The organism is Streptomyces sp. CA-294286 (assembly GCF_050947155.1).
In the GTDB taxonomy this organism is placed as follows: domain Bacteria; phylum Actinomycetota; class Actinomycetes; order Streptomycetales; family Streptomycetaceae; genus Streptomyces.
Genome location: NZ_CP192005.1, coordinates 6,149,328 through 6,173,065, shown reverse-complemented (window position 1 = coordinate 6,173,065; position 23,738 = coordinate 6,149,328). Strand labels below are relative to the sequence as shown.

The 23,738-nt window shown below is 69.7% G+C and carries 26 protein-coding genes and 2 pseudogenes; 8 read left to right on the top strand and 20 right to left on the bottom strand.

Annotated elements, in window-relative coordinates; all coding sequences use genetic code 11:
* The first annotated feature begins 997 nt into the window (after nt 1-997).
* The 4 genes from ACQPZG_RS31950 (at nt 998) to ACQPZG_RS31935 (ending at nt 4,164) form a co-directional block, all read left to right on the top strand.
* Complete coding sequence (locus ACQPZG_RS31950; protein ID WP_433549164.1) at nt 998-1,240, top strand: hypothetical protein; 243 nt, start codon at nt 998-1,000, stop codon at nt 1,238-1,240.
* The gene (locus ACQPZG_RS31945) at nt 1,237-1,866 is read left to right on the top strand and encodes a MobC family plasmid mobilization relaxosome protein (protein ID WP_433549163.1); all 630 of its coding nucleotides are present in this window, start codon (nt 1,237-1,239) and stop codon (nt 1,864-1,866) included. The genes ACQPZG_RS31950 and ACQPZG_RS31945 overlap by 4 nt, the downstream gene beginning before the upstream one ends.
* Nucleotides 1,867-1,881: 15 nt before the next feature.
* A complete protein-coding gene (locus ACQPZG_RS31940; RefSeq protein WP_433549162.1) occupies nt 1,882-3,603 on the top strand; it encodes a relaxase/mobilization nuclease domain-containing protein in 1,722 nt (573 codons plus the stop codon).
* A 243-nt stretch (nt 3,604-3,846) separates the two neighbouring features.
* Nucleotides 3,847-4,164 (top strand): hypothetical protein, encoded by a 318-nt coding sequence (locus ACQPZG_RS31935; RefSeq protein ID WP_433549161.1) that lies wholly within the window; start codon nt 3,847-3,849, stop codon nt 4,162-4,164.
* Between the two features lie 433 nt (nt 4,165-4,597).
* Here ACQPZG_RS31935 and ACQPZG_RS31930 read toward each other — a convergent pair whose 3' ends face one another.
* The 20 genes and pseudogenes from ACQPZG_RS31930 to ACQPZG_RS31835 all read right to left on the bottom strand — a co-directional run bounded on the left by ACQPZG_RS31930 (nt 4,598) and on the right by ACQPZG_RS31835 (nt 19,663).
* A complete protein-coding gene (locus ACQPZG_RS31930; RefSeq protein ID WP_433549160.1) occupies nt 4,598-5,278 on the bottom strand; it encodes a DUF317 domain-containing protein in 681 nt (226 codons plus the stop codon).
* Between the two features lie 88 nt (nt 5,279-5,366).
* Complete coding sequence (locus ACQPZG_RS31925; RefSeq protein WP_433549159.1) at nt 5,367-5,654, bottom strand: hypothetical protein; 288 nt, start codon at nt 5,652-5,654, stop codon at nt 5,367-5,369.
* 369 nt (nt 5,655-6,023) lie between these two features.
* On the bottom strand, nt 6,024-7,028 hold the full coding sequence (locus tag ACQPZG_RS31920; RefSeq protein ID WP_433549158.1) for a SpaA isopeptide-forming pilin-related protein: 1,005 nt from the start codon (nt 7,026-7,028) through the stop codon (nt 6,024-6,026).
* 62 nt (nt 7,029-7,090) lie between these two features.
* Nucleotides 7,091-7,621 carry a hypothetical protein gene (locus ACQPZG_RS31915; RefSeq protein WP_433549157.1) on the bottom strand — a complete coding sequence of 177 codons (531 nt, stop codon included), beginning with the start codon at nt 7,619-7,621 and terminating at the stop codon, nt 7,091-7,093.
* Nucleotides 7,622-7,647: 26 nt separating this feature from the next.
* Complete coding sequence (locus ACQPZG_RS31910; protein ID WP_433549156.1) at nt 7,648-8,136, bottom strand: hypothetical protein; 489 nt, start codon at nt 8,134-8,136, stop codon at nt 7,648-7,650.
* 28 nt (nt 8,137-8,164) lie between these two features.
* Nucleotides 8,165-9,100 (bottom strand): DUF317 domain-containing protein, encoded by a 936-nt coding sequence (locus ACQPZG_RS31905; RefSeq protein ID WP_433549155.1) that lies wholly within the window; start codon nt 9,098-9,100, stop codon nt 8,165-8,167.
* The gene (locus ACQPZG_RS31900; RefSeq protein WP_433549154.1) at nt 9,090-10,355 is read right to left on the bottom strand and encodes an ATP-grasp domain-containing protein; all 1,266 of its coding nucleotides are present in this window, start codon (nt 10,353-10,355) and stop codon (nt 9,090-9,092) included. Before ACQPZG_RS31900 ends, ACQPZG_RS31905 begins: the two co-directional genes overlap by 11 nt.
* 76 nt (nt 10,356-10,431) lie before the next feature.
* Nucleotides 10,432-10,857 (bottom strand): hypothetical protein, encoded by a 426-nt coding sequence (locus ACQPZG_RS31895; RefSeq protein ID WP_433549153.1) that lies wholly within the window; start codon nt 10,855-10,857, stop codon nt 10,432-10,434.
* Nucleotides 10,854-12,131, bottom strand: a complete 1,278-nt coding sequence (locus ACQPZG_RS31890) for an MFS transporter (RefSeq protein ID WP_433549152.1) — start codon at nt 12,129-12,131, stop codon at nt 10,854-10,856. The genes ACQPZG_RS31895 and ACQPZG_RS31890 overlap by 4 nt, the downstream gene beginning before the upstream one ends.
* 65 nt (nt 12,132-12,196) lie before the next feature.
* A complete protein-coding gene (locus tag ACQPZG_RS31885) occupies nt 12,197-12,628 on the bottom strand; it encodes a hypothetical protein (RefSeq protein WP_433549151.1) in 432 nt (143 codons plus the stop codon).
* Nucleotides 12,628-13,284: a hypothetical protein gene (locus ACQPZG_RS31880; protein ID WP_433549150.1), complete on the bottom strand. Its 657-nt coding sequence runs from the start codon at nt 13,282-13,284 to the stop codon at nt 12,628-12,630. Before ACQPZG_RS31880 ends, ACQPZG_RS31885 begins: the two co-directional genes overlap by 1 nt.
* Nucleotides 13,281-14,141, bottom strand: coding sequence for a winged helix-turn-helix transcriptional regulator (locus ACQPZG_RS31875; RefSeq protein WP_433549149.1), 861 nt, complete (start codon nt 14,139-14,141; stop codon nt 13,281-13,283). Before ACQPZG_RS31875 ends, ACQPZG_RS31880 begins: the two co-directional genes overlap by 4 nt.
* 28 nt (nt 14,142-14,169) lie before the next feature.
* A complete protein-coding gene (locus ACQPZG_RS31870; protein ID WP_433549148.1) occupies nt 14,170-14,973 on the bottom strand; it encodes a hypothetical protein in 804 nt (267 codons plus the stop codon).
* Nucleotides 14,974-15,009: 36 nt separating this feature from the next.
* Nucleotides 15,010-15,504: a hypothetical protein gene (locus ACQPZG_RS31865; protein WP_433549147.1), complete on the bottom strand. Its 495-nt coding sequence runs from the start codon at nt 15,502-15,504 to the stop codon at nt 15,010-15,012.
* 200 nt (nt 15,505-15,704) lie between these two features.
* Nucleotides 15,705-16,421: a hypothetical protein gene (locus ACQPZG_RS31860; protein WP_433549146.1), complete on the bottom strand. Its 717-nt coding sequence runs from the start codon at nt 16,419-16,421 to the stop codon at nt 15,705-15,707.
* Between the two features lie 22 nt (nt 16,422-16,443).
* Nucleotides 16,444-17,226, bottom strand: a complete 783-nt coding sequence (locus tag ACQPZG_RS31855) for a hypothetical protein (RefSeq protein WP_433549642.1) — start codon at nt 17,224-17,226, stop codon at nt 16,444-16,446.
* A 79-nt stretch (nt 17,227-17,305) separates the two neighbouring features.
* Nucleotides 17,306-17,530: pseudogene (locus tag ACQPZG_RS31850) on the bottom strand (GNAT family N-acetyltransferase); the annotation flags it as partial.
* A gap of 193 nt (nt 17,531-17,723) precedes the next feature.
* Nucleotides 17,724-18,203 (bottom strand): type II toxin-antitoxin system RelE family toxin, encoded by a 480-nt coding sequence (locus ACQPZG_RS31845; RefSeq protein WP_433549145.1) that lies wholly within the window; start codon nt 18,201-18,203, stop codon nt 17,724-17,726.
* Nucleotides 18,200-18,832, bottom strand: a complete 633-nt coding sequence (locus tag ACQPZG_RS31840; RefSeq protein WP_433549144.1) for a DUF4913 domain-containing protein — start codon at nt 18,830-18,832, stop codon at nt 18,200-18,202. Before ACQPZG_RS31840 ends, ACQPZG_RS31845 begins: the two co-directional genes overlap by 4 nt.
* 75 nt (nt 18,833-18,907) lie before the next feature.
* On the bottom strand, nt 18,908-19,663 hold the full coding sequence (locus ACQPZG_RS31835; RefSeq protein WP_433549143.1) for a DNA-methyltransferase: 756 nt from the start codon (nt 19,661-19,663) through the stop codon (nt 18,908-18,910).
* Between the two features lie 452 nt (nt 19,664-20,115).
* Between ACQPZG_RS31835 and ACQPZG_RS31830 the strand changes: the two are divergent.
* The 4 genes and pseudogenes from ACQPZG_RS31830 to ACQPZG_RS31815 all read left to right on the top strand — a co-directional run bounded on the left by ACQPZG_RS31830 (nt 20,116) and on the right by ACQPZG_RS31815 (nt 23,722).
* A pseudogene (locus ACQPZG_RS31830) lies at nt 20,116-21,261 on the top strand (C40 family peptidase).
* Between the two features lie 90 nt (nt 21,262-21,351).
* Nucleotides 21,352-21,690: a DUF6112 family protein gene (locus tag ACQPZG_RS31825; RefSeq protein ID WP_433549142.1), complete on the top strand. Its 339-nt coding sequence runs from the start codon at nt 21,352-21,354 to the stop codon at nt 21,688-21,690.
* 2 nt (nt 21,691-21,692) lie between these two features.
* Nucleotides 21,693-22,379, top strand: coding sequence for a hypothetical protein (locus ACQPZG_RS31820; RefSeq protein WP_433549141.1), 687 nt, complete (start codon nt 21,693-21,695; stop codon nt 22,377-22,379).
* Between the two features lie 29 nt (nt 22,380-22,408).
* Entirely contained in the window at nt 22,409-23,722 is a 1,314-nt protein-coding gene (locus tag ACQPZG_RS31815) for an SCO6881 family protein (RefSeq protein WP_433549140.1), read from the top strand.
* Nucleotides 23,723-23,738 lie beyond the last annotated feature (16 nt).

Here is a 23,738-nt window from a genome sequence, read left to right as displayed (position 1 = left end):
GACCACCACGGACCACCCCACCGGACCCACGGACCGGACCACCACGGACCACCCCACCGGACCCACGGACCGGACCACCACGGACCACCCCACCGGACCCACGGACCGGACCACCACGGACCACCCCACCGGACCCACGGACCGGACCACCACGGACCACCCCACCGGACCCACGGACCGGACCACCACGGACCACCCCACCGGACCCACGGACCGGACCACCACGGACCACCCCACCGGACCCACGGACCGGACCACCACGGACCACCCCACCGGACCCACGGACCGGACCACCACGGACCACCCCACCGGACCCACGGACCGGACCACCACGGACCACCCCACCGGACCCACGGACCGGACCACCACGGACCACCCCACCGGACCCACGGACCGGACCACCACGGACCACCCCACCGGACCCACGGACCGGACCACCACGGACCACCCCACCGGACCCACGGACCGGACCACCACGGACCACCCCACCGGACCCACGGCTGACGTCGTCCCGCTGGAAGTGCTCGTCGCAGTGGCCCGCGAGGGTGCGCTGGAGAACGGCCGCACGACGCGGAAGGTCCTGCGCCAACACCTCAAACAGCAGGGGCTGTCGATCAGCAACGAGCGATTCCCTGAGCTCCAGGCCGCCCTGCACGACGACCCCGAGCTGGCCCACATTCCTCGATCCCGAAGGAGCGCCCACCGATGAGGACCTGCCGCCAATTCGCCCGCCTGAAGGCTGACCGCGAGCGGGACATCGCCTACCTCCGCGAACACGCGGAACGGCACGGCGATAAACCATCCGGACGCGTCAGCGCGAGCAGCGTCGAGGGGGCGAAGTACAGCATGGCCCGAGCCTTGTCCGCTCACGTCCAGAAGTGCCCCGTGTGTGGCTGATCCTTCGCGATGCAGGCACCGACATGCCCCCAGTCCTGTCCCTGCGGGCGGTGGCCGGCTCCCGGACCGGCCACCGCCCGCTCAACACCTCGGAGTTCACATGGTCCACCCCTCCCGCCGTTCCAATATTCACAAGGTGGAGGCCGCCGAGGCGATGGCCTGGGCCGAGACGTTGGTCCGGCACGGGCTACTGCACGCCGCGCTGCCCACGCCGTCCGGCCAGTGGCTGGTCCAGCATCGGTCCGGCGGTCCGGTCCGCGTCCTGTCCGGACCGACGGCCCTGGTCGACCTGGCTGCGAAAATCCAGCGCCTGGTCCGCACGGAAGCGGTCCGTGCCCGATGACGGTCCGGGACGCGAGCTCGGTCGACGAGCCGTCTGAGGAGAGCGCCAACCGGACCTCGACACGAGCAAGTTATCTGCCAAGCTACTCTTCCCCGTCGGGGAAGGCTGCTTGGCGATCTCCCGCCCCGGGGGTGGCGGGAGCGGCTCAGCGCCAGGGGGCGCCGGTCCGGGAGGCAGCGGCCGAGGGCGGACCGCAGCCAGGAGAAGCAACCGCTTCCACGCACCGCACTGCTCCTCCAGTGACGCGCAAGCGCTCGCCGATGCCGCGCGCTCGCAAGCGCGTCCACATGTGCAGCGTGCGTCTCAACGACGAAGAGCGCGGCCAACTCACAGCTGCCGCAAAGACCGTGCGCACGAGCCTCCCCGCGTACCTCGTGCGTGCCGGCCTGGCCGCCGCACACGACCCCGAGACCACTGAAGCCGCGGTTGCCGCCCGACGCGACGTGGTCGCGGAGCTCTTCTCCGCCCGCCGACATCTCGGCAAGGTCGGCAACAATCTGAACCAGATCGCACGAGCCATCAACTCGGGCGGACAGCCCGAGGAAGTCGACGTGGTCATCGCCGCCGTCCAGCGTGCCGTGCAACGCGTCCAGGAGGCCACCGACAAGGTCCTTCACCAGCCCTAGGAACACGATCCCAGCATGATCCCCAAGATCCACAAACGCGGGAAGCGGACCATCGGACTGCTGTACTACCTGTACGGGCCCGGTACGCACGAGGAGCACGTCGACCCGCACCTCGTGGCCTCTTGGGACGACAATGCTCCCGACCCGGGCCGTGATCCGGAAGCAACCCTCCAGCAGCTCCAGCGGCTCCTCGACCAGCCCGTCGAGAACGTGGACCCCGACGCCCGGCCTGACCGGCACGTGTGGCACTTGTCCGTACGCAACGCCCCCACGGACCGCATCCTCTCCGATGAGGAGTGGGCCGACGTGGCCCGCCGCATGGTCGCCGCCACCGGCATCGACCCCGACGACGGGGCGTGCCGGTGGGCAGCTGTACGTCACGCGGAGGACCACATCCACATCGTCGCCACCTTGGTCCGCGAGGACGGCTACAAGCCGAATCTCGACAAAGACGCTGCCCGCTCTCAGGCGGAGGCCCGCCTCTTGGAGGTGGAGTTGGGGTTGCGACACCTCAACCGTGGGGACGGCACCGCAGCCCAGCGTCCCACCAGTGCGGAACGGCACAAGGCCGCCCGCCGGGGCCAGGATCGTACGGCACGTGAGGAACTGCGCGAGAAGGTCCGTCACGCGGCGGCCGGTGTCACCAGCGATGACGAGTTCTTCCGCCGTCTCTCGGCGAGCGGCCTGCTGATCCGTCGCAGGCTCGCGCCGTCCGGGGACCTGCTCGGGTACACCGTCGCCCTGCCGGACGACCTCAACAAGGACGGCGAACCGGTCTTCTACTCCGGCTCGAAACTCGCTCCCGACCTCTCCCTCCCTCGCATACGCCAGCGCTGGAGTGCCTCCTCCACAACGATGCCGACGGGGCCGGAAGAAGCCGTTCGCACCGGCCCACGGGCAGCGAGCGGCCCGTCGGGAGCGCGGCGCCGGGCGACCGAAGCCACCTGGCGCGCTGTACTTCTCATCGGGGACGGTTCTGATGGAGTCGGCGCGGCACAGATCGCGGCGGGCGGTGAGGTCCTCGACGCGCTGGCCCAGACCGCCTCGGTCAGTTCCCGTCAGGCGCTCAGGGAGGCGGCCTTCGCCTACGAGCGTGCTTCCCGCTCTCACATCCGCGCGGAGCGTGAGCATGACCGGGCCCTGCGGGCAGCGGCCCGTGACCTCGTTTACAGCGGTCCGGTCCTGGACCACGGTGAGCACGGGGCGAGCAGCGCCATGTTGATCGACATGTTGTTCTTCTTCGTCGCTGCGGCTGCCGCCTGGCATGGCAAGCGTCTCCACGCGCAGCAGGCCGCCGCCGCGCAGCAGGCGGCCGAGCATCTGCGCGCGGCGTACGAAGCTGTTGCCGGGCAGCCTCTGTCCGTGCTCCGCCAGCGAGGGCGGCGTCTCGCCCAGCCGCTGCTGCGCAAGCACACCGAGGACCTGCGCCGCGCGGTGCCGGACCTCGCTGAGCGGCTTCTCAGGGAGCCCGGGTGGTATGCCCTGGCCGCCACCCTCGCCGAGGTCGCAGACGCGGGTCACGACCCCGCCCCGCTTCTGGCCGAGGCTGCCGCCCGGCGGGAGCTGGATACCGCCGAATCGATCAGCGACGTGCTGGTCTGGCGATTGCGCCGTCTCGCGGGCCTGCCTGCCAATCCTGCAACCCGCCCCAGCACCTCGTCCGCCGCTCGTCGTCGCCCGACTCCAGTGTCCGCCGAGCGACCGCGGCCGGGCGGCGGAGGCCGTGCGGGACGCTGAGCAGTTGTTGAGTAGACCAAGATCGCCTCAGCGCGAGAGAGTTGGTTCAAGCCGCACAGCTACCAACGGGGGCGCTCGATGTTTCGCCGTACACGAAGTGACCGTCACGCCGAGGAACAGCTCACTCAGTTCCGTAGTCAGGCAGCGGAGTTGATGTCCGAGGGGACGGGGTTTGCGGCGCCGCTGCCGGAGGCCACGGTCCCGAAGGCTTCCTCGGCTCCGGAGGCTGGCGCCGAGGAGGACATGGTGTTGCCCGACGATCTGCGGGTGCCGCCGGCCGACGAGCTTGCCGGGTCGATGATGCGGTACTGGGCGCCGCTTTCCGTGGACGGCACCGTGGTGACCTGCTCTGAGTGCGGTGTGTACCGGGACTGGCTGGTGCTCAACCGCGAGGACCATGTGTGGGTGCACTGTCGCAGCGGGCACGAGACGTACGTTCCCGGCCTGGATGGGGCATGGTTCGCAGAGAACTCCGGTCCGATCACAGGGCTCTTCCAGAACCGTGACGAGGGCCTCAAGTCGTACGGCTACGACGGGTTCCTCAAGGGCACCATCCTCTGACCTGGCCTCGCGCGTGCCTCGACCGACAGGATGATCGTGTGGTGTGAGGTACAGGGCCAGGCTGGCGTGCACGGTTGCAGCCAGAGGGTCGTGCACCGTGTTTTCGGGCCGGGCCAAAAGTAGTTGTTGTTCGACTTCGAGTCGCCACACGTACTCCGGCCCTGACCCGACGGCGATCCGTGCACTCCGAGCGGCAGCGGCGCTCAGCTCGTACCAGGCGCTCGGCTGTGGGGCTGTGGCCGGGAACCAGAACATCCCCGCCCACGACGCCGCCGAGCATCCCGCCCAGATCCGGTGGGAACACAGAGCGCTGCATGCGGCGGATGTCATATGGCCAGTCGCCAAGGCCGTTGATACAGACGCATTCGTACGACGAAAGCCCCGCCGGGCGCGCGAGATGCGCCTGGCGGGGCTGTGACAGTACGGGGTGGAGTCACCGTGGAGGGACCACGGTGAGGTAACCCTCGGGCATGGGCGGTAGCACCAGCCGCTGTACGGGGGTAGGTATGACGAGCCCCGCTGCGAATGCGCCCACGAGGTCGTGCGGGGTGGAGTGGGAGAAGGCGGCGCACCACTGGTGCCGCTCGTCGAATCCGGGTTGGGCCCAGGCTTGCCACCCTGGCAGGTCGGGACGCGGGTCCTGGTCGACGACGCCGTCCGGTTGGGTTGCCCAGACCATGCACGCTGCCATCGAGGGGTCCCACATGGTCATGCCGAACTGCCCTATCTCGGGTGCCCAGCCGCCAGCTCGCAGCTCGACCATCACCGCGTCCGGCCCGTCGAAGCCGAAGGCGGGATCGGCGCGAAGGTCCAGGGCGCGTACGAAGTCGGTGAGGGCTTCGTGGGGAACACCCACGGTGAAGTAGGCGGTCCACGAGCCGAGGGCACGGTCGGGTGCCGCGCGAGCAGAAATCTCCCAGGCGACGGGGAGTTCTCCGATGTGGATGGTGGAGGGGTCCGCAGCAAGCCATTCCGCGCTGCGCAGCTGGTCAGGGCTGCTGAGAAACAGCGTCCGGCGAGCGGTGAGCCACTGGGACCACCCGAGGCCCGTAAGAGCTGAGCCGACACGCTCGGCGAGCGCAGTATCGTCGCCGGCCAGGTGCCGAGGGGTCACCCAGACAGGGTCTGAACCGAAGACGGGCGGGTCGAAGGGGTCGTACGGGTGCAGGTGCGCCTCCAGGGTATTGGTGGTGGCTGTCGGGTCAGCAGTCTGCCGCGGGTCGTGTGGTCCTTCGGCGGACGCGGAGCGGAAAGGGAAGTGGGGGGTGCCACCCCAGCAGCCGTGCCGCTTCGGAGGGCAGGAACCCGTCCTGGCCGGCCTCGCCGATGTAGACGACGCGGTTGCCGAGCGGATCGCGTGCCTCAACGAGATCGCCGATCAGGTGCGCGAAGGGGAAGTCGGGATTGACGGCGAGCCTGAGAAGGCTGGCTCGGTCGAAACGTGCGAGGCGATCGAGAACGTCGCCGACGGTGATGAGTGGCGAGGCCATGCAGCTCCTTAAGAAGGGTGTATCGAGCTCGGCCGGAGCCGGCGGGCGAAATGCGGACCGAGGGAGGCAGGGCAAAAGTTTGAGCAGGCCATATCGGGCCTCCCGTAGCGGGCCTCCGACCACGACGGAGAAGGACTCGGGACGGCGTCGCAGGTGCCAATCGGCTGAGGCCGAGGCCCGGAACCTCCGATCTGACCTGCGCGTTCCGACTGGAACAACCTTGACATGCACCTGCGCATGTTCTCCAGCGTCGGGTGCCCCTTTCTGATCTGCCGTGAGCGATGCCGCTCCTGCCGCTCGCCCATGCGAAGAGCCCCAGGAATCGGGGAGGATTCCTGGGGCCCTGGGGCGGTGGTGCTATCGGGGCGTTCAGTCCTGGGAGGACTCGTTCGCCTGGTTGTGGCTGCGCTGGCGTCGGCGTGCTGCGATCAGGGCGCCTCCTCCAGCGGAGAGCAGCAGTCCTGCCCCTCCGACCAGCCAGGGGGAGATTCCGGCGCCGGTCTGAGCGAGGGCTCCGTTCGGCGACGGTGCCGTCGTCGCTGTCGGTTCCTTCGTGGAGGGGGCGGTGGGCGGCAGGGAAGCGGGCGTCTTCGTGGAGGACGGGGTCGTCGGGGTGGGCTTGTCGGAGGGGGTAGTGGGCTCGGGGGAAGTCGGCGGAACCGTCGGCGGTGCGGTCGGCGTCCGAGTGTTCGTCAGCGTCACGGTGACCGGCTTTCCGGGCACGGCAGTGAACGCAACGGTCGTGTTGTCCAGCTTGAAGCCCGTGGGTGCCTTGGTCTCGGTGGCTGTGTAGGCGGTACCCGCGCGGGAGGTGGCGGGGAGCTTTACGTGCGCGGTTCCGTTCGCGCTGGTGGTGAGGGTGACGGTGTCGCCGCCACCCTTGGGGGTGACGTTGATGGTGGCGCCTGCGAGCGGTTTCCCGGTGGCTTTGTCCGTCTTCTTTATCGTCAGCTCGGCGGGCTTGAAGGGGTCGACGATCGTCAGGGGTGTCAGGGCCGGGGTGACGATGACGTCTTGGTCCGCGACGACGTCGTGCAGGGGGCTGCCGCTCGCCGTCTCCTTGAGCCGGTAGATGCCGGGCGCGAGGGCGTCGAAGGTGAGCCGTCCGTTCGCATCCGTCGTGCCGGTGGCGACCTCCTTGCCTGCGGTGGTGAGCAGGGTGAACTTCGCCCCGGCCATGACGGTCCCTTCCGGGTCCTTCTTGGAGAGCTGCACTCCGCCCGTCTCGGGCATGCTGCGCGGGGCGGGGGTCGCTGGCGTCGGTTCGGGAGCCTGGGCGGTGGCGGTCGGTGCCCAGGCTCCCGCGCCGAGGAGGCTGGTGGTGGTGAGTGCGGTGAGGAGAAGGATGCGGCGAAGGTAGACGCGAGGGGGCAAAGGTGTCCTTAGTACGAGGTGCAAGGGCCTGTGGAAGAGGGCAGTGGCGAGGGGAAGCCGCATTACCGGGAGCGGCCTGGCGGGCGGGGTATGGTCCCGGGGGACGGGAGGCTCCTCGTGGTTCCGCGCGCGGTCTTGGTGTGTTGGCTCTCGGCTTCCCGCAGGACCGAGGAGAGCGAGGTAGCCCGGCGTAGGGCCAGACGCTGGTGCTCGCTGGTGCCTTCGGTCAGTAGGCGCTCAAGGCTGGCTGCGAGGTAGGGGCCGAAGACGCTGCCGACTCGGCCGTCCGCCTGTTCGACGACGTGCGCTACGGCTTCGGCCTCGACGAGCAGAACGTACGGCGCTGGGATGCCGAGCCCTTCCACGGCATGGCTGCGGACTTCGGTGAGGGCATCAGCGAGGGTGGCTCCCTCGTCCATGGCGCGCTCGGCGTCCTCCAGCCACATCAATACGGCTGTGTGCAGTCGGCCGCGGACGTCGGCGTCGGTGAGCCAGATCCCCTCGGGCAGGTAGGAGTCGGGCGGGGGTTCTGTGTCCGGCTCAGCTCGTGGGGACGTGGGCTTCGTCGGCTGAAACCAGCGGGGCCTTTCCAAAGTGCTCCTCGGTTCGGGTATGGAGTTCATCGAGAGGGAGACGAGGGTGTTCTGGTGGGGAGGTCCGGTAGTTGCCGAACTCCTCGTACGCGGGAAGCCCGGGTGCCGGTTGGGACGGGGGTGGCGCCGGGGAACCACATCTGTACGTACTTGTTCACGGCGTCCCGCACCGCTGCGAAGTCGCCTGATTTCCAGGGTGGTTCACTACTTCCCCGGTCCGTGAAGCAGCCGGTCTGTGAGTCACCCCATCGCTCGGTCCGGCTGGCATCTCGTTCGCGGAAGACGCCGTGCTCGGCGAAGGACAGCGTCACGGTGTCGATCTGGCCAACCGTCGGGTGCACCGTGGTCAGACGCAGCCCGCCGTATTCGTTCTCAACAATGGTGCGATGGAAATCGAGCCGCAGTCGAGCGGGAGTCTCTGTGCTGGGCAGGGCGTAGTAGGTGTCGGCGACGACGGTGCCGACGTAAGGCAGGCGGAGCTCCTGCTGGAAGAACTGCTCGGCGAAGAGCGACATGGTGGATTCCTCCGGGGTGCGGGCTGCGTCAACGCCGAGCCGTCGGGCGGGAGAGGGGGGCCGTGGGGAGGCGGGCACTGGAGGTGGAGGTGGACCAGCGCGGCACGCTGACCACCTGGCCGGTGGGAAGGCTGCGAGGCCGACGGCGAGCGACCTCCAGCGGCGTCGGAGACGGAGGCTTGACCGGCGTGACCAGTGCGTACCGCTTGGTCATGAGCGACAGCTCCCCTTCCCATCGCAGCACGGGCTCGGGGTCCACGACTGCGGCGGCGGTCGCGGCGATCAGGGTGGTCGGGGTAGCGCTGGAGAAGACGGCGTACCACTCCCCGCCTCGCTTACCGCCCCATAGGCCCCAGCGGGCGTTGTTGCTGTCCATCTCCTGATCACTGACGGCGCGGCTGTACGAAGTACCGAGCCTGCCGTCGAACCAGGCGCCGGCCATGCCGTCGGGGGCGAGGAAGTCCAGCTTGCGCCCTCGTCCTAGTGGATCTTTCACCTCCCAACCCGCGTCGAATAGCGGCGCGTACGCCTGACCGGGCTTCCCGCTGCCGTCGTGGAGGAACCGGTCCGCGGGTTGCTGGTAGGCCGCCAGGAGGCTGGTGGTGAAGGCGGTGACGAACTCGGTTGGGGCGGTGTCGCTGAAAGCAGCGGCCCAGAGGGGTTCCCCGAAGGGCTGCTCGTGAGCGGTGATCTTCCAGAGTGCGTTGTCTTCACCCTCGGGCAGGTATCCGATGCGGATCCGCTGGTCGTCGGCGGTGACGTAGCAGTTGCCGTCCTCGTCGTGGACCGGCTTCCAGCCGGCATCGAAGGCGGGCTGGAGACCCGGGTCGCCTATGCCGGTGCTGCCAGCGAGGTAGCGGGGGCTGACGTAGAAGTCGCCCTCAACGGGCGACGGGCGGGCCGGTGGTTCCAGGCGCGGGTGCGGGGACGAGAGGACGCCCGCGGCCGGGTGGTCAGGCTGCACGCTGTTCCGCCTCTCCCGCCGGGGTGTGGCCGGGCTGCACAACGACGGTGATGTGGTCCTCTGCGAGGCGGAGCCGCTGGGCTACCGTCTCGGCGTCCGGGCCGGTGACTATCAGGAGGCCGACGCGGGCGGCGTCGACGTCACCGGTCGGAGGCAGGGTGACCTGGTCGCCGACGGCGGTGATCCAGCTGACCTGGTCCAGCCACTCGGTGTTCTGGGCGAAGTCGGGGTCGATGTCCCGCTGTAGGACGGTGCCGGTGGTCTCCGGGTAGAGGAGGCGGATTGCGGCGGCGCCCTGTCGGGTCGGCGTCAGGCGCGGGCGGATGCCGAGGGCGAGGTCGGCGGCGGCGCGCGGGAGGTCGATGCCGAGGCTCAGCTCGACGAGTCGTCCGATCAGGTCGCCGGCGATTCTCGCGTTGACCTCGATCAGGCGGGGGCCGGTCGCGGTGAGGCGCATCTCGACGTGCTGGATTCCGGTGGTGATGCCTAGGGCTCGGACGGCGGCGACGGCGACTGGGCCGACCGCCGGGAGCAGCGGGTCGACGGCGTCGACGCTGTGGCCGACTTCCTCGAAGTACGGGGCAAACCCTACGGTCTTGCGGGTGACGGCGACGGGGGTGGTGAGGCCCTGGTGGGTGACGCACTCCACCGAGATCTCCGGCCCGTCCAGATACTCCTCGACCAGGACGTCAGTGTTCTCGCCCGACCACGTCTGCGCTCCGGCGGTGGCGAACTGGTAGGCGTGCGGGAGCTGTTCGGCCTGGTCGACGCGGATGACGCCGATGCTGCCCGCTTGTCCGGCGGGTTTGAGGACGATCGGGTAGCCGGTGCGCTCGGCGAGGAGCGCCGCTTCCAGCAGGCTGGTGGCCTTCGTCGATCGTGCGGACGGCACCTGGTGGCGGGCGAAGTGGTTGCGGCTGGTGGCCTTGTCGCGGCAGGCGCGCAGGACCTCGGGCGGGTCGGTGCGCACGCCCAGGTGTTGGGCGAGGTGTGCGGTGTTCACCAGGAGCATCTCGTTCCAGGTGAGTACGCCCGCGATGGTGTGGCGGCGGGCGAGGGCGTCGCCGGCCTTAAGCAGGGCCTGCTTGTCGTACGGGTCGGCTGCTTCGTGGTCGATAACGTGCGGCGTCTCCCAGCTGAGCGGGCCGGGGGTGACCACGACGACGTCGTAGGCGGCGGCCACCGATTCGAGGCAGTGGCCCCTGTACAAGGCGTCGGTCGGCTCGACGACCAGGAGAACAGGGCGAAAGGACAAAAAGGCTCCAGAGGAATCAGGGAGTGAGAACGCGGGGTCCTCGGTGCGGGACATGGTTCGCCGGGCGATCAGCACGTCAGACACTGCGGCCCGGCGGGTTGCGGAACGTGTCGGCCACAGCGGGGCCGGGATGGGCCGACCGCGTGTTCGGCTGTGTCCGGGTGGTGGGCGCGGGAGGGGTGGTGGCCTGGGCGGGGGCGAGGTCGAGTAGCGCACGGAGTCGGTCGTCGGGGAGTACCGGGTGGTCGGCTGTGCGCATGACGTGGTGCCCGCGCTGGGACAGCTCGACGTACGAGGCCAGGTGCAGGGCCGTTGCCAGGCGCTCGTCGGTTTCGGCCGAGAGGACGAACAGCGGGAGTCCGTCGATCTCTGTCAGGCGGAAGGTGTGCTGCTCCAGCACATCGGCGGCGTCCGGAAGGTCGGTGAGCAGGGCGACCCACGAGGGGTGCTCGTGGCCGGGCGTGTGGCCGTACAGGATGTCGGGAGAGGCGAGGAGGGTCATGGGTCCTTGGGGGATGTGCTCAGCAGGCGGTCAGGGCGGGGGCGCAGAGCGGGTGCGGTGCGGAGCCGGGCGAAGGCGAGGGCCAGGCCCAGCGTCTGCAGGACGGCGCATGCGGTGAGGACGTGGCCGAGGTACGCGGGCGGGGTGACGGCCACCAGGACGCCCGCGAGGGGGAAGGGCAGCAGCATGATCAGGATGGTCATGCTGAGGGTGGCGCCGTAGACCTCGGACGGGATGAGGCGGGCCCGCAGGGTGCGCAGGACCACGGTCATGCCGCCCTCGCCAGCCATGAGGACGGCGATCACAAGCATGAAGGTGGTGTAGGTGTTCGCCTGGGGCACGGTGAGGCCGGCGACCGAGGCGATGACGGCCCACACCACGCCGACCGGCCACAGGCCGACGCGGTCGAGGGTGAACCGGCACAAGGTGACGGCGACGAGGGAGGCGACGGCGGCGACCGACCAGATCAGACCGGCGGAGGCAGTGGAGTGGCCCAGCTGCTGGACCACGATCACGGGTGCGGCGGCCTGGATCATGCCGGTCGCAAGGTTGCTGAGCGTCAGGCCGGTGACGAGCCAGCCCAGAGCGGGCAACGCGCGAAGAGTCTTCCACCCGGTGCGCAGCCCTTGGTGGGCCGTGGCAGTCGGCAGGGACTGGGTGACGGGAGTTCTCCTCGTGCGCGGCGCGAAGAGGGCGGCCAGCAGGGAGAGGGCCCCGATCGTGGCCAGCATGCCCTCGCGCCCGGCGTACTGCAGGAGCAGGGCACCGGCGGCGGGGCCTGCGAGGGTGGCGCTCTGGTCGATACCCAGGAGCACGGACTGCACGCGGTGTTCGTGTTTTCCCGCTTCCTTGCTGGCGACGCCGCCTGCCGTCTCGGCCGCGATGAAGGAGTATTCCGTGAGGACGCCGGTGATGGCGGCTAGCGCCATCACCGCGATCGTCGCGACAGTCGTGTCGGTGACCAGGGTGAGGGCCACAGCAGCCAGAACGACGACCAGTGCGCGGGACGTCGCGGCGACGCGGAAGACACGGGTCGCCCCGTGCTTGTCGACGGCAGCTCCGGCGCCGGCGAACGCGAGCAGACGCGGGATCCACTCCAGTGCGAACGCGACGCCGGTGAGCATGGCGGAGCTGGTGGTCGCCAGCACGAGAAGCGGAATGCCGTAAGTGCTCATGCTGAAGGCGGCGGCGTCCATGGTGCGCGGCAGATAGATGCGGCGCACCATGCCGTACACGGGTGTGCGGGCGTGGCGGCCACCAACTCGGTTGGGCACGGTCTTGTTCGCCTTCGGCAAGAGGAACGGGCAGAGGGGGAGCGCGCGTGCGGGGCGGGCCGCGCTCAGCGGCGGCGGGCCCCCGTGGTCCGGCCGCTCTTTGCGGCCGGCTTCGCCACCGTCGGCGGGGCGATTCGCTGGGGCTCTTCACTGGTGATGGCCTGGTAGACGGCCAGGAGCGCACGGAGATTGCGGACTGCGTCGCCGCGTCGGGCGCTCAGCATGTCGATCTGAACGCCGCCGTACTGCAGGATGCCGTCCGGGGACCCGTGATGGACATGGTCCTGGCCCTCGGCAACGCGCAGGAGTCTCTCGGCGGCAAACCGGGCGGCGGAGACGAGCTGCTCCTGAAGGCCGTTCACACGTTCTTCGGCCTCGCCGAGGAGGTGGACGAGGTTGGCGGCTGGGCTTCCGGGCTCATGCGCGTCAAGGTCGGGACGCTGGCCCAGGGCGTGCACCACAAGCTGGGTACCGAGCGCGGTGGGGCGGACCGCCATCAGCTGCGCTTCACAGGGCCAGCCGTGGTGGCCCGGGTGACGGCCGGGACGGGGAGGGTGCGCATGGCCGGGCGCCCCGGACCGCTGCGTCTCACCAACTCCGCATTGGCGTGGGCCCACTGGGCGACCAGGGCGAGCGGTTCGCGCAGTCCGCGTCCGGCGTCGGTGAGCGACCAGCCCCGCCCATCGGCGGTGGGAGCAACGAGTCCGGCCCGAACGGCAAGGTCCAGCTCGTCAGCGCTACGCGGGCCCAAGTCTGATCCCGGCGCGGCCACGAGGGACACGGTGCGTGGATCGCGCAGCAGCGCAAGCGCGGACCTCACTCGGGTCGCGAAGTCCGCATGCTCGGCGGGGTACTGGTGCGCGCGGGCCCAGCGCGCCAAGGAGTCGAAGACATCCCCCAGGGCCCTTCCCGCCTCGGTCAGGGTGAGCCGGTGCTCGTTCTGCTTGTCGAACGTCACCAGGCCGCGGGTGCAAAGGGCTCGGAGCACGTTGTGTACGGGGTAGAGGATGAACGGGGAGAAGACCGCACTCATGGCGCCTTGCGGGATGGGCCCGTTGTCGTCGAGTTCCGAAATGATGCGCACAGTGTGGTTGCGTCCCATCAGGGTCGCGGCCCGGGATACCTGCGTCTCGGACACAGCGGGTGTGCTCATCGGCCGCGTCCTCCCGCTGCCACCCGGCCGACGGGCCGGGCAGGAGGGACTTCGGAGAACAGGTCGGACGGGACCCACGCGGTTGTACGGGGGCGCAGTACGGCGTCGGCGCGCGGGGCGTGGACCGGTGGCTCTGAGGTGGAGCGCATCGCGGCCCACCGTCCGTCGGCCTCGGGACGACTGTGCGGGGCGGTCTCTGTCCACAGCGGATGCGCAGTGGCAGCGGGCCGTCCGGCGGCCCAGGCGGACAACGTGCGGAACGGCGTGCTCAAGGCCGCGCCGGTCGCGCTCAACTGGTAGGTGCTGCGACCGCCACGCTCGACGAGGCCGTCCTCCACCAGCCGCCGCAGCGGGTGGTACAGCAGCTCCGGGGCCTTCCCCAGCAGGGCCGCCAACTCCCTCCCGGTGCAATGCCCTTCGACGCGCAGGGCCCACAGCAGGGGGGTTGCGTGCTTGGGGGTGAGCAGCGCGAGGACGTCCTCGGCGTTCTGGGCAGGAGGTATGCGTCCGCCGGCGTTCTCGGTCTTGGCGTCGTCGAGGTGGGTCTCGCCGTACGCGGCGAGGGCAGTGCAGACGGAGCGCAGCTCCTGACCGCGCCGGGTGAGCCGGTAGGCGACGTACCGGGTGTGGTGTTCCTGGCGCTCCGCGAGGCCATCGGCTGTGAGCCGGGCAAGGCGCGGGGCGAGCTGGCCGTCGTCGAGCATGGCGAGCTGGGGCTTGATCTCGGTGTAGCGCTGTGGCTGGTCAGTGAGGGTGGTCAGCGTCCACACGCTCCAGCGGGGTGCGAGCATCTCCAGGGTCTCGGTGACGCGCTGGAGATCGGTGCGCAGAGGGCGGGGGAACTCGGTGGCGTCCAAAGTAGGGACTCTCCTGGTCGGGCGGGGCTCAGCGGCTGCGGGCCGGTACGGGCGGCAGCGCCAGCGGCGGGGCGGTCGTGGTCTTCAGGGCGGGAGTATCGGCACGGCGCAGCCCGGCGAGCACGCCGGTCAGTGCGGTGCGGTGGGCATCGCGGGTGGCAATGGCCTGGGCCAGGCGGTCCGCGCTGTCGCGCAGGTGGCCGATGCGGGGCAAGTCCGGTGCTGGGATGGCGGCGTCGAGGTGTTCGCGCAGCCGACCGAGCTGGCTATCCACACCGACCTCGGCAAAGTGCAGCGCGGTGTGGATGGTGAGGAGCCCGCCGAGCAGGGTCTGCGTGGGGGTCCCCTCGACCTGGCGCTTCAGCTCCTTCAGCGGCTTCGCGTACAGGGCTTCGATGCGCCGCCGAAAGTCGTCCGCGGTGTCGTGCGCCGCCATGGCGTGGTCCTGCTTGCCGGGGGCACCGTCGCTCCCGCCGAGCTTGGGGTCCGCGGAGATCTGTTGGAGGGAGTCGCGTGCCGCTGTGGCCGTAGCGGTGTGCTGGCCGGAGGCCGTACGAAGGGCGTTCTCCAGAACGGTGCGGCAGCCGTTGCGGGCGTTGAGCGCAGCATCCAGCCACTGGGCGTCCCAGCGCAGGGCGTCGGCGTCCTCATCTTCGACGGTTCGCTCGGGGCTGGTCGCCTGGTGTACGCGGCTGCGGATCCGCTCGACGTGCATCTCGGCGACGGCGAGAAGACCGCGCAGTTCCATTACCCGGGCCTGCTGCTGGGTGGCGTCCCCCGGTGGTTGCCTGCCGGTGGAGTTCGGCGACCGGCCTCCCGAAGACACCTTCAATCGCCGGATCGTGGCTACTGGGCCGGACGGACTCGCTCACCGGCGCACCCCACGCGTCACGCTCACCACCGAGGCCGGCGAGGGAGACAGGACGGAGGCCGTCGGCTCCGTAGCGACAGCAACGGTTCGGGCTCCGGCCGTTCGCGGAACGGGAGTTGGCGCCTGACCGTTCGGGTACAGCTTCAGAAGTGTGCTGACGACGGTGGCCCGTACGTCGCGAATGGTCACCGCGTCGTCGACCGCCGAGGCCAACACCATTTGCACATCCGTCAGTTCCCCGGCCTCGGGGCCCAGAGAATCGGTCAGGTTCCGTGTCGCCCTCTCTAGGTTCCGCTCGGCCAGGACAAGCTTGCTGTGCCAGAGCACAACCTCGGAGGCGACACGGTGCAAAGAGCCGTCGGCGGCTGCTTTCTGCAATTCGGAAAGGCTCTGGCCGTACACGTCCTCGATGTTCTGGCCGAGGACCTCCAGCACCCCCGGCTCGCGTTCCAGCTCGGCGCGTTGGGTGGTGTCCGGGAGAGAAGAGGGCATGACGAAATAGCCTCCGTGTCAGGAGTACGGCAGGGGAAGGGAAGCCGCCCGGCCAACCGGTGAGAGGACCGTCCGGGCTCCTTTAAGGATCTGGAAATTCCCTGCTTTCCGAAATCAGGAATCACCTGCTATACCAGCGGAGCGAGCGAGAGCTGCGAGACGAAATTTCCCCACTTGACGCTTCTGCCCCACCGGGGAGGTCAACGGCGTTGACCGCGCGGCGGCACAGTGCTCGGGGCGCGAGGCGGCAGCGCCTGAGAGGTCGTTGTGCGCGGAGCCAAGGGGGGTGGTGGGAGGGGGGTGTCCCCGGAGCGCAGCCAGGTCAGGGCTGCTTCGTAGGTGTCGAAGGCGCCTTCGCGCAGCGTGTGGGTCCAGGTGTCGGTGTCTGCGGTCTCGACCACCACCCGGAAGGGTTGCGGGTCGTTCTCGTCGTCGTGGCGCAGCAGCACCGTGGTCACGCACGGGTTGGACATGTCGTGGGTGTAGCTGTCGAGGTAGGCGAAGTGGTCGCCGTCGCCCATGAGGCGTTCGTGCAGTTCCGTGGTGGTGGCGTCGGCCTGGTCTGTCCCAATGCCCTCGGGGAGCACGGTGGCTTCGCGGGGGCAGCCGCGTGAGATCAGCCAGGACTGCGCCATGGCGGGGAGGGGAAACGCCTTGTGCTCGAACGTGAACGTCTCGGTCTCGGTGTCGCGTTCGAGATGCAGTGCAACGAGCTGGGGAAGGCCGGGGTGTCCCCAGGTCACCGTGCCGTCGTGCAGGACGAGATAGCTGTGCCTTCCGTCTGCGGTGTGGTGCTCGGCCAGGGTCCCGAGCATGTCCTGGGATATTTCGAAGTGCGACGAGAAGGACTCCTCCGTTGCCTCGTCAGCCGGCGTGTAGTTGTCGAGGTGAAAGGGGGGTTCAAGGGGATTCGGCATGCAGCTCTCTGCTCGGCGGCGGTCAGCGAGTGGCCCGGCTGGCAGGCGGGCGGGTGAAGCCCGGTACGGGCGGTCGGGCAGCAGGGGGTGCGGGGCGGCGTGTACCGCTGAGGATTTCGCGTCCGGTGGGGGTGACGGTCAGAGGCTGGCCGGCCTGCAGCGGGTGGGAGGTGTCCCGCTCCACCAGGCCCTCGCCTTCGAGGAACTCGACGACGAGCTGGCCGATCGTGCCGAACCCGGTTCGGGCGTAGGTCCGTTGGGTGAGCAGGTTCTGCCGAAGGGTCGCGCCTTGGGAAATGGCCAGCAGGGCGGCGAAGTCCGGCGGTGCCAGCTCGGGCAGTTCGGCTCGCTCCGGGCGGGGAGTGGACTGCTTCACCTCCTCCAGCCGTGCCACGGTCTCTGCTCGGCGGCGATCATGGAGGGATGCAGCTTGCTTCAGGTGGCGCAGGGTGCGCTCAATCAGGACGAAGGCAGCTTCATCGAGAGGGTTTTCACCACTGAGCAACCGGGCGAGTCGGCCCCGGTGGAAGGCGACGTCGACTTCAGCCGAGGCGAGCAAGCGGTGGGCGTCGACGAGGCGGTCAACAAGCGGGGTGAGCAGCTTGTGATCGTGCTGCGTCCACAGGGTGGCGACGGGGTGCCCAGTGACCGTTTCGATGTGGTGATCGAGGTCCGTGCGGGGCTTGGCTGCGGGCGGGGGTGGGCTGGTGGGGATCGGATTCAGCTCCCATGGGTCGGCGATTGGGTCGTGCGGGAGCCGGGGCGTGTCCGGCCAGACGCAGGTGAACTTCCAGGTGCGGGCCATCACGTCGTTCGGTGACAGGGCCGTGGCGACGTAGCAGGCGGAGCATGGCCGTGTTGGTGAGGTGGGTGTAGGTGCTGAGCGTGTGCGCGCCGCCGGCCTGGGCCTGTTCGGCGGCATGCCGAAGGAGGCGGCTGCCGAGCCCCTGTCGCTGGTGGGCGTCGGCTACCTGGATGCCCAGGTCGACGACACCCGGATGGCACTGGATCCGGCCCAGGGACGACAGGGCGACGGCCTGGCCGTTCGGCGTGCTGGTGATCCAGCAGTCCGCGTGCGCGAGGAGCCGCTGCCAGTCGCGGCGGCGCACGTGCGCTTTTCCCCAGCGCTGGTGCAAGGACTCCTCCGTGCAACGTCGGTGGAGGCCGTCGACCGCGTCCCAGTCCGTGCGCTTTGCCCGCCGTATCGAGACAGAGCGGCGGGTCAGCGGCACGAGGCGCCGCACCGCGGTAGCTGAGCACCGCCGGGCGCCCTAACGAGGTCCGCCGATGGACGAGATGAGGTCAACGGGCAGGCCCCCGTGCGGGGACCGAGGCAGGCGCGGGTGTGGGGAGACCGGGCCGTACGGCGGGCAGGGACAGCGGGGACGGTCGGGCGACGGCTGTCTGCGGGGAGCGGGCGCGCGCAGCGTGCGCCAGAGCACTCGTGGGCCGTCGCGGGCGGCCGATCCGGGCGGCGGCCCGGTCGTACACCTCGCCCTGGTCGCGGGGGCGGATTGCCACGACGTGCACCTCGGTGGCATGGGTGGAGCGGCTGTCTGCCGGGCGCAGGCCGTAAACGATTCGCCATGCCGCCTGGTAGCCGACGTAGAGCTTGCGGTAGCCCGACAGGTCGCCGAGCAGCTTGCCTCCGCGCAGCTCTCCGTTGATGACGTCCTGCAGCTGGGCGAGGGCCAAATCGCATACGTCGCGCGGGGCTTCGAGGAGGTCCTCCAGAGCCCGCGGGTCCATGGAGAGCGCATAGCGAGGAGTACCGTCGATCACGCCGCGAGATCCATTTCCGTCGCGTTGGCCTCCGTGGCGGCGGGCTTAACAGTGGCGGCCGTAGGGGTGGCCAGGAGCCGGTGGGAGGGGCGGTCGGCGTCGGTCATGCAGGCCGACAGCGGGCCGTTGGGGGCCCGGACGGCGGCCATGGTGTGGGTGAGGAAGTCCCTGTGCCACACGGCCGGTCCCGCGAGACCGGCCTCCGGGTCAATGTGCTGCTGGTAGGCCATCCACAGCGAGTGCAGCCACCCGACGACGTCAAGGTGTTCCTGCCACTGCTGGCACCAGGGGGCGGCGGTGCTGATCTCCGCGCCGTAGGTGTCGAGGAGGAAGTCGTGCACCCAGTCCGCGAGGGCGTCCAGCTCGGTCTCGAACTCCTCGCCGTCCAGGGTGAGGATGAACCGGGGCTCCGCTGCGGGAGGGGCCGGCGGCGGCATCGTCATGGGAAATCCGGCGAACGGCGAGAGGCTCGGCGGCGGGCCCACGGGCCCGTTCTCCCGCGCTGTGGCAGGCGTGGTGGGCTGGTCGAGAAGGCGGCGTACGGACGCTTCGAGGGTTTCCAGCTCGCTGTCGGGGAAGCGGACGGGTTCGAGTTCGTCCTCGTCGCGAGGGTCGACGGGTTCGGGCACCAAGGAACTCCTGGGTCTCGTAGGGAATGAGGTGGGTGCGACGGGGCGCGACGGGAAGCGCGCCCCGTCGCGGTGTTATGCGGCCAGGGTGCAGTCGTCCTGGGCGAGGGTCTGGGACACCGTTTCGGCGAGACGGTCGGCTGCGATCTCGGCGTACTCGCGGGTGCGCTCGATGCCGATGAAGGAGCGGCCTTCCAGCAGGGCGGCGACGCCGGTGGAGCCCGATCCGGCGGTGAAGTCGAGGACGGTGCCGTTCTCCGGGCAGATCTTGACCAGCTCGCGCATCACCGAGACGGGCTTCTGCGTGATGTGGCGGCGGGCCTTGCCGGAGGGCTGGGAGGCGCTGTAGAGGCCGGGCAGATAGACGGGATTGCGGTTCGCGTCGATCTTGCCCTTGGCGCCCCACACGATGTACTCGCAGTCCTGGCGGAACTTGCCCTTCTGGGGCCTGGCCTGGGGCTTGTGCCAGGTCAGGATGCCCAGCCACAGCCAGCCGGCGGCCTGGAACGCGTCGGTCGTCGCGGGAAGTTGGCGCCAGTCAGTGAAGAGCAAGGCGGTGCCGCCGACCTTCGTGGTGCGGTGGGCTTCAGTCATGATCTGGGTGAGCCAGCGGGTGTAGGAGCGCTGGTCCATGTTCTCGCCGGTGAAGTCCGGCAGCGTGTGCTTCGCGTCGGCGGAGACGTACTTCTGCCGCGCGCTGCGGGAGGTGCGTTCCTTCGCTGTCCTGCCGCCGCTGTTGTACGGCGGGTCGGTGATCACGCTGTCGACGCAGCCGTCGGGGAGGGTGGCGAGCACGCTCAGCGCGTCGCCCTGGTGGAGGGAGTACGTCAAGAAGGAGCCTCGTCTGAGAGGGGCTGAGGGGGAATTTCGCGGTCACCGTAGAGGTGTTGCCCGGCCGCACGCGGACACAGAGGTCCTGCGGGCCCGGGGCAAGGTGCCGGGAATCTTCAAAGGGTAGGTGCCGGGCCCGGAATGGGCCTGGCCGTAGCTCACTTTTTCGTCAATCAGGAATCGGCGCTTAGTGTTTTTCCAGGCCCGGCGGTGACCCGCCTCCGCCATTTCCCCTGACCTTCTTCGTCTTCCGGAGTCATACGTGTCTCTTGTGACTTGACCGCGCCCTGATGCGGTTTGCACGACAACTCACCTCATACAGGCGTTTACGCCCAGCCCTCGGGTGCTCGCCTCCCTTTCGCGCCTCCGCCGCGCTCCCCTCGAAGGACGCCCATAAGACATCCATGCCCGCACTCCTCCCCGGGTTCCCGCCGGACGGCTGACGCCCCCGGTTGAAAGGGCTAGTCGCCGCCCTCGGCGTGCTCTGCCTGTCCCCTCTTCTCCTCGCCGGTGCCGCCGCTACGGCCGCCGCCGGCAGCGGCCCCTCCACCGCCTCCTCCACCACCACGTGCGCCGCAGCCGACACCTCGGATTCCGACCAGGTCGCTCAGCAGGTGAAGGCCCTCCTCAAGGGCAAGGGCACCGGCACGGGCACTCCCGTCCCCGGATTGTCCGACCCCACCGTGCAGATACCATTCGCGCAGAAGATCGTCGCGACCGGCATCGCCATGCAAGTCCCCGAGCGGGGGCAGGTCGTGGCGCTGGCCACAGCGCTGCAGGAATCCGGGCTGCGCAACCTGGCGCACGGCGACCGTGACTCGCTCGGCCTGTTCCAGCAGCGCCCCAGCCAGGGGTGGGGCTCCGCGGAGGAAGTCCGCGACCCCGTCCATGCGGCGAAGGCGTTCTACAAGGCATTGCTCGCGGTTCCCGGGTGGCAGCAGCTGACCGTCACCCAGGCCGCTCAGCGCGTGCAGAAGAGCGGGTTCCCGGACGCGTACGCCACGTGGGAGCCGCTCGCCCGCGCCCTGCAGCGCACCCTCGCCAAGCCCCTCCGCCCCAACACCACCAGCACGACCGACGCCACCGAAGTGTCCGACCCGCCTTCTTCGGAGCAGGGGTGCGGACGCGTCGCCCGTCGGGTCGGAAGTACCTTCGGCCCCATTCCCGAGGGGACGGTGCCGAAGGGATACAAGATCCCCAAGGACGCTCCCCCGCAGGTGCAGCAGGCCATCCGGTGGACCTTCGGGTAGCTCGGCACGCTCTACCAATGGGGCGGCACCTGCACGGCCCCGCGCGGCCCCGATCCGATGGGCCGGTGCGACTGCAGCTCGCTGATGCAGCAGGCGTACGCCGCGGCCGGTATCAAGCTGACCCGCACCACGTACACCCAGGTCAACGAGGGCAAGCCCGTGAACGCGAACGCGCTCAAGCCCGGGGACCTGCTGTTCAGCCGCGGCACCGCCGCAGTGCCCGAACATGTGGGTCTCTATCTGGGCCAGGGCCTGGTCATCAACGCGCCGCGCACCACGAAGCCGGTACGGATCGAGGCAGTCAAGGACTGGACTGTCCTGGCGGTCCGCCGGGTGGTCGGCGACTGAACCGCCCGCCCATCTCACCTGTCGTGACCGGGCGTTCGAGTGCGTTCCCCCCTCTCTCTTCAGATCTCCGTACGGCCCTTCGGCCTGCGTATGCAAGGAGCCCCCGTCATAGCCGTCCCCCTCGCCGAACGCCTCGTCCACTCCTACCTCGCCTACGACCCCGGCATCTCACCGAGAGACGGGGGCCTTCCGGGGCTGCAGGTTCTGAAGGACATCGTCTCGTCCATCAACATGTACGCGATCATCGCCGTGGTCGGCAGCCTGTGCGTGAGCCTGATCGTCTGGGCCTGGGGCCATCACTCAGGCGGTCACCAAACGGAAGCCAACGGCAAGAAGGGCGCGATGGTCTCCTGCGGAGTGGCTATCGGCCTGGGCGCCGCCAACGGACTCGTCGTCGGCCTCACCGCCCTCGGCGAGCTGGTCCAGTAGCGGTGGCGAAACGTTCCCGCGCTCGTATCCCCGCCTACCGTTCCCCCGCGTCGTGGCCGACCAGCCGGCGCCTCCTCGCCGGAGCACTCGCCCTGCTCGTCCTCCTGGGGCTTGCCACCGGCCTCGCATGGCTCACCTCCCGCACCGGCGGCGACCAGGAGGCCGCCCCACCATCCGCGTCCCCCAGCACGTCACCGGCCCCCTCCGCCCCAAAGCCCGCCGATACCGGATCGGTCCCCCCACCGCCGCAGATCAGCGACCCGCTGGCGTACGCCAAGGCGGCTGCCCAGATGCTCTGGTCCTATGACGCCCGCTCCACCACCCGCGACCAGCACCTCGCCGGCATGGCCCGGTGGATGACCCGGGACACGAAGTACGCCGACTGGCCCTCCCTGGCCTCCCAGATCCCGGATCCGGTGCTGTGGACACGGATGCGCGACAACGCCCAGTACGCCACAGCACAGGCAGCCGAGTCGCACTTCCCCGCCGTATTCAAGGCCGCCCTCGCCAAGGACCCCGCCGCGCTGACCACCTCGTCCGTCTACGCGGTGACCGTCACCGGCAAGCAGCAGCTCGCCTGGAAGGGCGGCGGAGGCGGCGCCGAGACCCGCTCGATCACGCTCGCCGTCCAGTGCCGCCCGTCCCACGACTGTGCGCTCGTCGCGGTCGCCCCCCACGTCGCACCCTGACGCACCGCCTCTAGAAAGGAGGTATCCCCATGGGTTTCTGCGACATACCCGTCGTGAACTCGGTGTGCAGCGCCGCGGACGCCATCGACTTCGTATCCGACCCCGGCGGGTCCATCACGGAGGGCATCGGCAGCTGGATCGCCAAGTCGGCCGGTGAAATGGCTTCGTCCGCAGTTGAGATGGTTGCCGAGACGATCGACAAGACGACGGCGATCGACCTGAATGCCGCTTGGTTCCGCGAGAACTACGAGTTGATCTTGCCCATCGGGCTGACCGTCCTGGTCGGCACGTTCATTGCCCAGCTCGTCCGCGCGGCCATGAAGCGCGACGGCCGGGCCCTGGCCCAGGCGTTCACCGGCACCGCCAGCGGCGTCCTCTTCAGCTTCAGCGTCATCGCCCTGACCACCGTGGCGATCGAGCTGACCGACGCCCTGAGCGCAGGGCTGTTCGCCGCAGCCGACACCACCATGAAGGAGGCGGTCGGACGCGTCGTGATGCTCGGCGGAATCGCCTCCTTGTCGACCTCCGGCTGGCTGCTCACGGCCTTCTGCGCGATCATCGCGGCCGTCGGTGTCTTCATGTTCTGGTGCGTCATGCTCGTCCGCAAGGTCGGAATTCTGATCTTGGTGACCTTGGCAGTGTTCGCGGGGGCCGGCGGCGGGTGGGAAGTCGCCCGACGTTGGCGCAAGGGCTGGATCGAAGCCACTGCCGTCCTGGTCTTCTCCAAACTGCTCATGACGATCGTCTTCCTGCTGGGCATCAGCGCCCTGGGCAACACCCGGGCCCAGGACGGCGCCCAGGCCCTGTCCGACGTACTCGCCGGCATCGTAATCATGCTGCTGGTGTGCCTGTGCCCCTACGCCACCTTCAAGTTCGTGCACTGGGCCACCGAGGGCGCGAACGGCGAAGAGATCCACCGTGCAGGTGGCGCTGGTAGCCAGGTGGCCCGCCAGTACGCCGAGCGCGCCGCCAAGAAGGCCGCCTCCGCCTCCGCGACCGCAGGCTCCGGCGGAGCAGGAGCGGCAGCCGGTGCCGACGCCGTCGGCCCGGAGGTTCCAGGACAGTTCCCCGGCGACATCGCCGCCCACCCCACCGGGAACAGCGGGGACGACGACGCCTCGGGCGCGGACCCGCTGAAGAAGGCGTTCACACCGCCGCCGACCAGCCCGCAGGAAGACGCCTCTGGGCAGACCGGTGGGCCGCCGTCCTCGGGCGCAGGACCCAACGGTCCCCAGTGGGGGGATCGTGCGTCGGCCTCCCCGCCGCCGAGCACGCCCGCTTCCTCGGACACCAGCTCGGCCGTAGGCCCTGCCGCCCCGCCGCCGTCTCCCACCGGCACCTGACCCCCGCCCCTCCTGC